This window comes from Leisingera aquaemixtae, from assembly GCF_019801145.1.
GTDB lineage: Bacteria > Pseudomonadota > Alphaproteobacteria > Rhodobacterales > Rhodobacteraceae > Leisingera > Leisingera aquaemixtae_A.
In genome coordinates, this window is record NZ_JAHVJQ010000011.1 from 13,157 (window position 1) to 24,756 (window position 11,600).

Sequence of the window (11,600 nt, forward strand, 5' to 3'; positions counted from 1 at the left end):
GCGGCAGCGGTTTTGCGGGGATTGCAGCCCCGGTGCCGCACCTGCAGCCGCCCGCAGCCGGATCAGGAGCTTATACGCCCGGCCTCCGCGGCCTGGCCATAGCCCTCGACCCAGTGCCGCACCACCTGCAGCGCCGCCGCCTCGTCGCCGGCCGCCACCGCCTGGCGCAGGCTGCGCAGGAAGCCCGCCACCTCGATCTCCGACAGCACGGTCTCGCGGGCGCAGAAGATCTTCGGATGGCGGGTATGGATCAGCTCTTCGCTGAGGGTCAGCTCCTCCTCCATCTTCTCGCCGGGGCGCAGCCCGATGATCTCGATGGAGATATCGCCGTCCGGGTTGTCCGCATCGCGCACCGAGTGGCCGCCGCTTTCGATCACCTGGCGGGCCAGCTGCAGGATCGGCACCGGCGCCCCCATGTCGAGCACGAAGACCTCGCCGCCCTGGGCCATGTCGCCCGCCTGCAGCACCAGCTGCACCGCTTCGCTGATGGTCATGAAGAAGCGTTTCACATTCGGGTCGGTCACCGTGACAGGGCCGCCGCGGCTGATCTGCTCCTGAAACAGCGGCACCACAGAGCCGGAGGAGCCCAGCACATTGCCGAACCGCACCATGGTGAACACGGTGCGGGTGCCGAAGCGGGTCGCCAGGTCCTGCACGATGAGCTCCGCCATCCGCTTGGAGGCGCCCATCACATTGGCCGGGTTCACCGCCTTGTCGGAGGAAATCAGGATGAAGCGCTCCACCCCCGCCCGGGCCGCGGCGCGGGCCAGGATCTGGGTGCCGAAGACGTTGTTGGCGAGGCCCGGCAGCGGGTTCGCCTCGACCAGCGGCACATGTTTATAGGCGGCGGCATGCAGCACCACCTGCACCTGATGGGCATTCAGCACCATCCGCACCTGGCGCGGGTCGGTGATTGTGCCCAGCACCGGCACCAGCTCGATGCCCGCCTCCGCGGCCACCGGCCCCAGTTCCTGATGCACCGTGTAGAGCGCCAGTTCCGAAAGCTCGAACAGCACCAGCCTGGCGGGGCGGCAGGCCAGCACCTGGCGGCACAGTTCCGAGCCGATCGAGCCGCCGGCGCCGGACACCAGCACCGCCTTGCCGCGGTAGGAGCCGGCGGCTTCCTGCAGCGGCACGGTGCAGGCGTCGCGGCCCAGGAAGGCCTGCGGCGCCACCGGCGTCAGCTTGTCGACCAGCGCCTCCTCGCCGATGAGCTGGGCAAAGGAGGGCAGCGCCTGCACCTCCAGCCCCAGCTTCTGCAGCCGCTGGATGATCTGCGCCTGGCGCGGCTGGCTCTGCGACGGCATCGCCAAGAGCACCCGGCGGATCTGCCGGGTTTCGACGATTTCGGCGATCCGCGAGGGCGCGTAGACCGGCAGCCCGACCAGCGTCATCCCCTGCAGCGAGGAGTTGTCATCGGCAAAGGCGATGGGGTCGATACCGCTGTGCGCCTTCAGCGCCTGCGCCAGCTGGGTGCCGGTATTGCCGGCCCCGTAGATCAGCACCCGGCAGCGCGGATTGGCGCGGCGGTAGACCATCAGCACCAGCTGCAGCATCACCGCGCGCGCGCCTGCCATGGCCAGGAAATAGAAGATCGCAAAGGCGACATAGGTTCCCGGCCCAAGCGCCGGGCCGAAGAAGCGGGCCAGCAGCGACAGCACCAGCGCGCTGCCGCCCGCCAGCACCGCGCTCTGCGCCGCGGCATGGCGCTCGTAGGCGTTGAGCTGCACCCGCGGCAGCCCCAGCCACAGCGCCAGCAGCGCGGCGGCGGCCAGCACATAGGGCAGCAGCGGCAGCAGCGAAACCAGGGTGGCGAGCGCCGGGTCCGGCAGCGGCTGCACCTCGAGGGTGAACAGCAGCGCCAGCGGCAGCAGCGCCAGATCCACGGCCAGGAAGACGTAGGATTTCTGCTTGCGCGAAAGCGCGCTGATCAGATTGTACATGCCTGTCTGCCCCTGTGCCCGGGTATTTTTCCCTGTTGGTTTCTGCGTGCCTGTCCCGGCAGCCCTGCAGTTGCCGGATAGCAGAAAAAAGTAAACACGAACATGCGGCCAAGCACCGGACTCCGCTGCCAAATCCGCGGCGCGGCCATTTGGCCGGAAATTCTATCATACCGGGTTTCCGCCGCGCCGCAAAACCGGCAGCGGCGGAAACCCGCCGCACTGTGGCCCCCGCGCCTACCGGCGGCGGAAGAGGTTGCCGATGGTCTGGAACACGATGTCGAAATCAAAGCACATGCTTTGATGGCGCTGGTAGATCAGGTCCAGCCGCGCCTTCATCGGCACGCAGAGGCGGGAATAAACCGCATCGGTTTCCGCAAACGTGCCGCAGCGCGCCAGGAGCGCCGCCTCATGCTTGTGATAGGTGATCGAGGCGAGCCCGGTGACGCCGGGGCGCGATTTCAGCACCCGGGCATAAAGCTCCGGATGCGCCTCGACATACTGCCGGAGCGGCGGCCGCGGCCCGACAAAGGAGAGATCGCCCTTGAGGATGTTCCACAGCTGCGGGAACTCATCCAGCCGCTTGGAGCGCAGCCAGGCGCCGGTCCTGGTGATGCGGGCCGCCTTGTCGCCGCCCGAGACCCCGGTGTCCGTTTCCACCACCGTCATGGTCCTGAGCTTCCAGAGATTAAACGGTCGGCCGGGCGCCTTCATCCGCTCTGCCACATAGAACAGGGGCCGCCCCTCCTTCCACAGGAGCCAGCCGAGCAGGAGCAGCAGCACGGGGCCCAGCACCGCAATCAGCAGGGTGGCAAAGAACAGGTCGAACAGCCGTTTGCGCCAGGTCATAGCGTGGGATCCTTCCGCTTATCTGCCTGCGAAATCAGGCTCTGATGCGGCCCATTCGGCCGCCATCTGCGCCGGGTCCGCCGCCGCCAGCGGCACCGGCAGCAGCGCCTGCAGCCGGGCCGTGTCCAGCACCACCTCCGGGATCGCCGCGGGCGGGGCGGGCTGCCAGCTGAACCGGCGCCCGGCCGCCTGCAGCAGTGCCGCCATCTCCACCGCCCCGGGCTGCGCCACGTTGAGGGCCGCGGGCAGATCCGGCGCCTGCACGAGCGCCGCCAGCACCCGCGCCAGGCTGCGCAGGCCGATGTAGCTGCGCCGCGGGCTGCGGCCATCGGCAAACCGGTCGAGGGCAAAGCCCGGGCGCCAGCCGCCCAGGGCGGCGTCGAAGCCGGCGATATTGCCGATCCGCAAGGCGCAGGCCTGCACCCCCAGCTCAGGCGCCAGCGCCGCGGCGCTGGCCTCCATTTCCGCCTTGGCCGCGCCATAGGCATTGGCGGGCTGCAAGGGCGCTTCCTCGGACAAAAGCCCGCCCTGGGCGCCATAGACCGCAGCCGAGGAGGCCAGCAGCACCCGCGCGCCCGCTGCCGCGCCCGCGCGCAGCGCCGCTTCGCCGAGGCGGATGTGGTCCTGCATGCCTGCCTCCTCCTGCCCCGGCCCGGGCACCGGCCCGGCCAGGCAGAGAATGGCCTCCGCGCCCGCCGCGGCGCGGGCCAGCGCGGCCGGTTCCGCCAGCGGATCGAACACATGCCAGTCCCCGGCCGGGAGGCCGGGCAGCTGCGGCGCCCGGCGCGCCTGCAGCCGCAGCGCCATGCCGCCCGGCGGCGCCAGCTGCAGCAGCCGCCCGATGCGCCCTGTTGCGCCCAGAACCAATACGGCGGGAATCCTCATGCCTGCGGCCCGTTTCTGTTGAACCCTCTGGCTCAGCCCAGTATCCTTCCGGCAGAAAAAAATCAAAGCGGTTCCACAACAGGCTCTTCATGCTGAAATTCCTTCCCTGGCTGGCGGCTGCCGGCCTGATCCTTCTGCCCGCGGCTTGTTCCCGCCTGCCCGGCGGCGCCCCGGCCAGCGAAGAGATTCTGAGGGAATCGGGTGAGGCGGACGCCAATTTCGCGCTCTACAAGGTGAACCGGGCCTTGCTGCCCGCGGTGGCGGCCTGGCCGCCCACCGGCAAGCAGGAGCGCTTGAACTGGCTGCACGCCCACCAGGGCGCCAAGACCCAGATCATCCAGCCCGGCGACCTCCTGTCCCTCAGCATCTGGGACAGCAACGACAATTCGCTGCTGACCTCCGCCGAGCAGAAAATGGTGCAGCTGCAGGACATGAAAGTGGCCGCCAACGGCACCATCTTCATGCCCTATGTGGGTGACGTGAACGTTAACGGGCTGACCCCGGACCTGGCGCGGGCCAGGCTGCAGGAAGCGCTGGAGCCGGTGGTGCCATCGGCGCAGGTGCAGCTGGCCATGGCCGAGGGGCGCGGCAATTCGGTGGACCTGGTCTCCGGCGTCGCCCAACCCGGCACCTATCCGATGCCCGACCGCAACTACACGGTGATGGGGCTGATCTCCGCGGGCGGCGGCATCAGCGCCAATCTCAACAACCCGCAGATCCGGCTGGTGCGCGGCCAGTCGATCTACGGCACCTCGGTCGACAACCTGCTGAACAACCCGGCGCTCGACACCCTTCTGCGCGGCGGCGACCGGGTGTTCGTCGAGGAGGACGAGCGCTATTTCCTCTCCTTCGGCGCCACCGGCGAGGAAGACCTGCACATCTTCTCCAAGGACGAGATGTCGGCGATGGACGCGATGTCCGTCGCGGGCGGCTTCCAGGACGGCAAGGCCGATCCCAAGGGCCTCCTGATCCTGCGCGAATACCCGGCAAGCGCGGTGGCGCCCGGGGTGCGCGGCCCGCGCCAGCAGCGGGTGGTGTTCTCGCTTGATCTCACCTCCGCCGACGGGCTGTTCTCGGCTCGCCAGTTCCAGATCAACCCGGGCGATCTGGTGATGGCCACCGAATCGCCGGTCAACGACGTGCTGACCGTCTCCAACATCTTCGGCAATTTCTTCGGCGTCTTCAGCCGCGCCGGGGTGATCGAATAAGAGCGTTGCGCCTGCCTGCTTGCGGCGCCCTGGCCGCAAGCGTGAAAAATGCTGCAAAATCAATAAAACCCTTAACATTTTACTATTACGTCGGGTAATACTGCTCGAAATGAGCGTATTTCCGCCGGGACAGGCCATACGGCCCGGCGGTAGAGCAGTTTCTGAAGATAAATGCACGACGGGAGACACGCCATGCGGATGACATTCCGGGCTTTCGGGTTTTGCCTCGGCCTCGGCCTGGCCAGCGCGGCAGCGGCGCTGGAAACGGACCCGGTGCAGCAGCACAATTCCAATGCGATCTGGTTCGAGAACTGGATCGGGCTCAGCAATGCCACCCTGGTGGTGGTGGCCCCCAACGGCCGGATCACCTCGATCCAGGCGGCCTCCGGCACCCCGGTCTATGAGCTGGAGCGCGGCGCGGTGCAGGACGGCACCTACCGCTATGAGCTGAGCGCTGCCACCAGCGAGCGGGAAGAGATCGTCAACCCGGCCGACAACGGCCGCGGCGAACCCGCCGCGTCCAAAGCCAAATCCTTCACCATGACCGGATCCTTCACGGTGTCGCGCGGCGCCATCATCACCCCGGACATCCTCACCGAAGACTGATCCCCGAACAGACTTCCGCGGCCCGCCGGCCGCCCTGATTGCAAGAAAAGGAATTTGACATGAGCCGCAAACCCCAACGGATCCTGGCCGCAGGCGCCAGCCTTCTGGCCCTGGCCGCAGGTGCTGCGCAGGCAGACCAGGTGTTCAACGACGATGTGATCGCAACCTTCAGCCTCTGTGTCGGCAATGATTGCGTCAATGGCGAAAGCTTCGGCTTCGACACAATCCGGCTGAAGGAAAACAACACCCGGATCAAATTCCAGGACACCTCGAACTCCGCCAGCTTCCCCACCAATGACTGGCAGCTGACCGCGAACAGCTCGGACAACGGCGGCGGCAATTATTTTTCCATCGACGATGTCGACGGCAGCTCGACACCTTTCCTGGTCGAGGCCGGTGCGGGCAACAATGCGGTCTATGTCAAATCCACCGGCTATGTCGGCTTCGGCACCTCCTCGCCGGTTGTCGACCTGCATGTGAAACAGGGCAACTCCCCGGCGCTGCGGCTGGAGCAGGACGGCTCCTCCGGCTTCACCTCCCAGACCTGGGACATCGCCGGCAACGAGACCAACTTCTTCATCCGCGACGTGACCAACGGCAGCGAGCTGCCGTTCAAGATCCGCCCCGGCGCAGATGACAACTCGATCTACATTGATACTGACAGCGATGTCGGCATGGCAACCAGCAGCCCGGATGCCCAGCTGCATGTGGTCGGCGGGACCGCCGCCGCATTGCTGGTGGATGCCACAGATGGCGGCGCCTCGTCTGCCTTTGCGCATTTCCGCACGTCAGATGGCACCAGTTCCACCCCCGCCCTTCTGGTTGAAGATACCGCTGCGACTGCCGGCATCCGCCGGCTGATGGAGCTGCGCAATAACGGCGGTGTGTCCCTGGTATTTCAGAATACCAACAGCAATGTCCGCTGGGCGATGGTCAACGAGAATGCGGCCTCCGACAGCAGTTTTCTGATCAATGACGCCGATTCCAACGGAAACTCGGCTGAGCTGACCCTGGACAGGGCTGGCAACCTCAGCATCCTGGGCAGTTTCTATGCCGGAGGCACACAGCTGAACGTGCCCGATTACGTATTCGAGGAGAATTACGTGCTGATGCCGCTGCAGGATGTCAAAGCTTTCATCCAGGAAAACGGCCACCTGCCCAAGATCCCTTCGGCCGGCGAGATCGCCCAATCCGGTCTCAACATGACTGAGATGCAGATGGCGTTGCTGGAGAAAATTGAAGAGCTGACGCTTTATACTCTGGGCCAGGAGGATATGATTGCGCAGCTGGAAAACCGGCTCGCGGAGCTTGGGGGATAAAACTTCCGGCGGCGGGGGGCGCCGGCCCCCGCCGTGTTCAGGCGAACAGGGCCGCGCAGGGCGGATAGCCAAAATACTCCAGATCTGCCGCGTATTTACGCTCCACCCTCTCATGCACCTCGGGCCGCTGCTGCACCGCCCGGAACAGCCCGGACTTCGCTGCCGAAGCGTTGCGCTGCGGTATAGTGTGGCCGCTCCCCCCGGGCACGCCAAGATGATCGAGGCAGGCCTGGAAATCCGTCAGGAACCGCTCGTGACGGATAATAATATCGGGACGGCGGATCGCGCCGTTAACGCGCAGATAATCGGTTGCCGGCATGTGGTTGGGCATGTTCAGAAGATCCTCGAACCGCGCCTCTTCCCAGAATGGATCTTGAACCTGCCAAGAGCCGTCCTGCTGCCGGACAGCCCACTTGTGCGGCGAAAAATATCCCGACACCGCCCGGTTCAGCGGATGCCGCACGGACACCACCACCCGGTAGCTATCCAGATCCCCGCCCAGCAGATCGTAATAATCCTGCAAGGTTGCGTGTTTACCGGGCGTAACCGGCCCTTTCACCTCAAAACTGTCAATGCCGTCCTGAAACGGCAGCAAGTATTTCCCATCATCACTGAAGGGCAGCAGCACATCCTGAATGGTAGTGCCGCCGGTTTTGGGCACATGGATGTAGATGAATTTATACTTAGCCGATATCATCAGCTCACTCCCGTATCCTGCCCGGCAGCGTCGAAATAATCCCAAGCCTCTTCGACGGTGATCATGCTAAAAGGCGGCTTGCGCAAATGCGGAGCCCCCGGATGGAAATGACCAGATTGCGCGTGAATACCGGTATTCCGGATGGCGACCTCGGCGGTGCGCACATGCAGCAGACCGCGCTGCGCAGTCACGAAGGCAGTCGCGGAGTCCCAAGAATAAAAAGATTGCAAAACCCCCAACACGTTGCGCGGCGGCGTCCGGTCCAGGCGGGCGCGAATGTCCGGTGTCATATGCGCGGCGACATGGGCCAGATAGTGCGGTTCCGGCAGCATATACAGCCGGGCCAGTTCCGGCAGAATTTTGCGGATCTGCGTGCTGCAGGCTGCCCAGCCCCAGCCTTGGAAGCGGGTGAAATCCCGGCTGTCCGCCGGTTCGCTGCCGAAATGATGGCCATAGACGGAATAGACGTCCGGGCGCCCGGCCACCTCGTCGAGCGACGTCCGGAACAAGTCCACACCGCCCCGCACTGGAAAGCAATCATCTTCCAGGACCAGCACATTGCGGTAGGCAGCACTCATATCCGCAAGTGCATCTAGCATCAGTTTTTCGATACCCAGGTGCCCTTTGAGCGCCAGAACTTCCTTTACCGGAAACCTCTGCGCAACTTCTACCGAAGAGCGGTTCGCGTCCGCAAGTTCGCGGCGCCCCTGTGTGCCATCGATCCAGACATGGGTCAGGCTGGAATAGCCCTGCATGTGCAGGCTGGTCAAAACCGCTTCCAGATGCTTCGGCCGGTTGTAGCCAATGACCAGTATTCCAAACGCAGCCTGATCCTGGGCCTTGTAGTTCACGTTCACAGTTGTATCTGTCATTGCCTCGGATAAGCCGCTGGAATAGCGTGCGCGCACGCCCCAATTGCGGCGAAAGCCCTCGCATTTTCATGACACTTAAATTACGAGCCAAGACCAGACAATGCTGAATCTGATTGCTCCGCCCCATCAAAAACGCTTTGTCCTCGCGCTCTTGATCCTCAGCGCCCTGGCCTATCTGTTCTGGACCGGCTCGCGCTATCCTGCGCTCAGCGAGAAGGCGATGATGTCGGGCGCCATCCAGCTCGAGGATCCCTTGAGCTTCGAGGCCAAATACCCGCTGACAGCGGCGATGGGCACGCTGGAGCGGATCGGCTATTCGACCCTCAACTGGATCCATACCAACAAGAAGGGCATGACCTTCGGCATTCTCTTTGCCGCCGCCATCATGACCCTGCTGTCCTGCCTGCAGACGCGCAGCTTCCGCGGCCGGTTCGCCAATTCGGCGCTGGGGCTGGCGGTCGGCGCGCCGCTCGGGGTCTGCGCCAATTGCGTCGCGCCGATCGGCAAGGGGATGTATGCCTCCGGCATGCGGGCCGAGACCGCGCTGGCGGCGATGGTGGCCTCGCCCACGCTCAACGTGGTGGTGCTGTCGATGCTGTTCTCGCTGGTGCCCTTCTACATGGCCGCGGCCAAGCTGGCGCTCAGCCTGTTCGTGATCCTGGCGGCGGTGCCGCTGATCTGCCGCTATCTGCCGCAGGTGCAGATCGCCCCGGCAGAGGCTGCGGCCCAGACCCCCTGGAGCGCCGGCGAGCTGGCCGCCGAGGCGGCGCCGGGCGAAAGCCTGCCGGCGGCGGTTATGGGCGTGGCCCGGGCCTATCTCAAAAACCTCTTGTACATCATCCGCCTGACGGTGCCGATGATGCTGCTGGCGGGGTTTCTCGGCGCCGCTGCCGGCACGCTGTTCCCGCAGGATCTGGTCACCGGGCTGGGATTCGGCATAGGCGCCCTGGCGCTGCTGACGCTGGTGGCGCTGTTCCTGCCGGTGCCGATGGGGTTCGACGTGGTGCTGGCGGGGGCGCTGATCGCCGCCGGGATGGCGCATGGCTATGTGATGGCGGCGCTGTTCACGCTGGGCAGTTTCTCCGTCTATTCCTTCATGATCATCACCTCGGCGCTGGGGCTCAGGGCGGCGGCGCTGATGGCTGCCGTCATCGGCGCCCTGGGCTTTGCCGCCGGGCTGGGCACCCATGCCTATCATGAGTGGCAGAGCCGCCGCGCGCTGGAGCAGCTGCTGGGAGGCGCACCGCAGGCGCCCGCCCCCTGGGGCGCGGCCCAGGCCGCCGGGCTGGAAGCGCCGGTGCAGACCGCGGGCGCAGGTGCGGCCCGCGTCAGCGTGGCCGCCGCCCCCTTCACCCCGCCCTCGCCTGCCGCCGCCGCTGGCTTTACCCGCGCCGAGGCCGCCACGATCGGCATCGCCAAGCCGGTCGAGTTCACCATGCGCGACATGTGGCCCCCCTTCTGGGAAGGCCGCAGCCTGGCCTCGGGCGATATCGACAACGACGGCGACATCGACCTTGCGGCGGCCTCCACCGAGGCCGGCCTCTACCTCTATGAAAACGACGGCAGCGGCCGGTTCACCCCGGTGGCCGCGGACCTGGGGGACTTGGCCGGGGCGCCGGTCTTCAATGCCGTCATTGCCGATATCGACAATGACGGCTGGAGCGACCTGTTCCTGGCCACCTACCTGCAGGGCAACTACTGGTGGCGCAATGTGGAGGGGCGCTTCGGCGCCGAGCCGCCGCGCCCGGTTCAAAACCGCGCCGATGCGCCGCTCACCATGGCGCTCTCCTTTGCCGACATAAACCGCGACGGCTACCTGGATGCGGCGCTGGGGAACTGGGCGGCGGGCTGGTACCGGCGCATTCCCGGCGAGGAATCCCGCAACCGGGTGCTGTGGAACCCGGACGGGCAGCTGAGCGGCGCGCAGTTCACCGAACTGCCGGGCATCCCGGGCGAGACGCTGTCGGTGCTGTTTTCCGATTTCGACGGCGACGGCGCCCAGGATCTGATCGTCGGCAACGACTTCGACATCCCCGACTACTTCTACCGCGGCGACGGCAAGGGCGGCCTTGCCATGGTGACCCAGCCCGAGGGCGTCATCCCGCATACCACCACCACCACGATGGCGGTGAAGACGGCGGATCTGTTCAACCAGGGCCGCCCCGCCATCTACCTGGCGCAGATCGCCGGGCGCTCCTCCGGGGTGTCGGAGCGGCTGAAGATGCAGCCGCTCCGCCGCTATTGCGACGCGATCCAGGAGGCCGAGGCCAAGGCGGTTTGCCGGCAGAACATGGCGATCAAGACCTGGTACAAGGCGGGCAACAGTTTCGATCCCGCCTATGCCGGGCGCTGCCAGCAGCTGAGCGGCCGCTACCAGGCGGAATGCAAGGCGATGCTGATCAAGGACCTGGCGATCCAGAAACGCGACGCAACACTGTGCGCGCTGATCCCGGCGGGCCAGCCGGTGCCGCGCGCCTATTGCGATCTGCATTTCAAGCCGGCGCGCCAACCCAAGGCGGAAGAGATCGCCCTGACCCACCCGCAGATCCTGCGCTCCAACGTGCTGCTGGAGCCGGAAGGCGCCGGTTTCACCGACACCGCGGAGCAGCGCGGGCTGGATGTGGGCGGCTGGAGCTGGGACACCAAGGTGGCTGATTTCGACCAGGACGGCTGGCAGGACATCTATATCGTCAACGGCACCTGGGTGCCCAACGAGGTCTCCCCCTCCAACCTGTTCTTCCGCAACACCGGCCAGGGCGGCTTCGAGGAGGCCTCGGGCCCGTTCGGGCTGGAGGACTACCTGATGACCGCCGCCGCCACCCAGTTCGACATGGACGGCGACGGCGATCTGGACCTGGTGACCCACCCGGTGAACGGGCCGCTGATGGTGTTCCGCAACAACACCCAGAACCCGGGGCTGGCGTTCCGGCTGCAGGATCTGGCCGGCAACCGCGCGGGCATCGGCGCCCGCATCACGCTGCTGGGACGGGACGGCAGCCGCCAGATGCGCGAGATCCAGCTTGGCGGCGGCTTCATGAGCTTCGATGCGCCGCGCGCCCATTTCGGCCTGGGCGCGCAGGACAGCGCCGCGGGCGCCCTGATCCGCTGGCCGGACGGCCTGGAGACCCGCCTGGACGGGCCGCTGCCGGCCGGGCAGCTCTACACGGTCACCCGGCAGCCGTAGACGCCAAAGTAAATACAACCTTAAGTTTATTATTGCCGAA

At 66.0% G+C, this 11,600-nt stretch carries 9 protein-coding genes; 4 read left to right on the forward strand and 5 right to left on the reverse strand.

The genetic code is table 11. The features are described from left to right. Positions 1-62: 62 nt before the first annotated feature. From KUW17_RS19870 to KUW17_RS19880, 3 genes are all read right to left on the reverse strand, one after another. Positions 63-1,943: a polysaccharide biosynthesis protein gene (locus KUW17_RS19870; protein WP_222482048.1), complete on the reverse strand. Its 1,881-nt coding sequence runs from the start codon at positions 1,941-1,943 to the stop codon at positions 63-65. Between the two features lie 234 nt (positions 1,944-2,177). Beyond that, a complete protein-coding gene (locus KUW17_RS19875; protein WP_222482049.1) occupies positions 2,178-2,789 on the reverse strand; it encodes a sugar transferase in 612 nt (203 codons plus the stop codon). Positions 2,790-2,807: 18 nt separating this feature from the next. Further along, positions 2,808-3,674, reverse strand: coding sequence for an NAD-dependent epimerase/dehydratase family protein (locus KUW17_RS19880; RefSeq protein WP_222482050.1), 867 nt, complete (start codon positions 3,672-3,674; stop codon positions 2,808-2,810). Between the two features lie 89 nt (positions 3,675-3,763). Here KUW17_RS19880 and KUW17_RS19885 point away from each other — a divergent pair, with 89 nt between their 5' ends. The 3 genes from KUW17_RS19885 to KUW17_RS19895 all read left to right on the forward strand — a co-directional run bounded on the left by KUW17_RS19885 (position 3,764) and on the right by KUW17_RS19895 (position 6,807). Then, positions 3,764-4,882 carry a polysaccharide biosynthesis/export family protein gene (locus tag KUW17_RS19885; protein WP_222482051.1) on the forward strand — a complete coding sequence of 373 codons (1,119 nt, stop codon included), beginning with the start codon at positions 3,764-3,766 and terminating at the stop codon, positions 4,880-4,882. Positions 4,883-5,074: 192 nt separating this feature from the next. Continuing rightward, entirely contained in the window at positions 5,075-5,488 is a 414-nt protein-coding gene (locus KUW17_RS19890; protein ID WP_222482052.1) for a hypothetical protein, read from the forward strand. 59 nt (positions 5,489-5,547) lie between these two features. Next, a complete protein-coding gene (locus KUW17_RS19895; protein WP_222482053.1) occupies positions 5,548-6,807 on the forward strand; it encodes a hypothetical protein in 1,260 nt (419 codons plus the stop codon). 37 nt (positions 6,808-6,844) lie between these two features. Here the strand turns inward: KUW17_RS19895 and KUW17_RS19900 are convergent, their stop codons facing one another. Both KUW17_RS19900 and KUW17_RS19905 read right to left on the reverse strand, forming a co-directional pair. Further along, the gene (locus KUW17_RS19900) at positions 6,845-7,468 is read right to left on the reverse strand and encodes a sulfotransferase family 2 domain-containing protein (RefSeq protein WP_315899411.1); all 624 of its coding nucleotides are present in this window, start codon (positions 7,466-7,468) and stop codon (positions 6,845-6,847) included. A gap of 35 nt (positions 7,469-7,503) precedes the next feature. Continuing rightward, on the reverse strand, positions 7,504-8,412 hold the full coding sequence (locus KUW17_RS19905) for a hypothetical protein (protein ID WP_222482055.1): 909 nt from the start codon (positions 8,410-8,412) through the stop codon (positions 7,504-7,506). A gap of 64 nt (positions 8,413-8,476) precedes the next feature. On the opposite strand from KUW17_RS19905, the gene KUW17_RS19910 reads away from it, so the two are divergent. Then, positions 8,477-11,560, forward strand: coding sequence for an FG-GAP-like repeat-containing protein (locus KUW17_RS19910; RefSeq protein ID WP_222482056.1), 3,084 nt, complete (start codon positions 8,477-8,479; stop codon positions 11,558-11,560). The last annotated feature ends 40 nt before the right edge of the window (positions 11,561-11,600 follow it).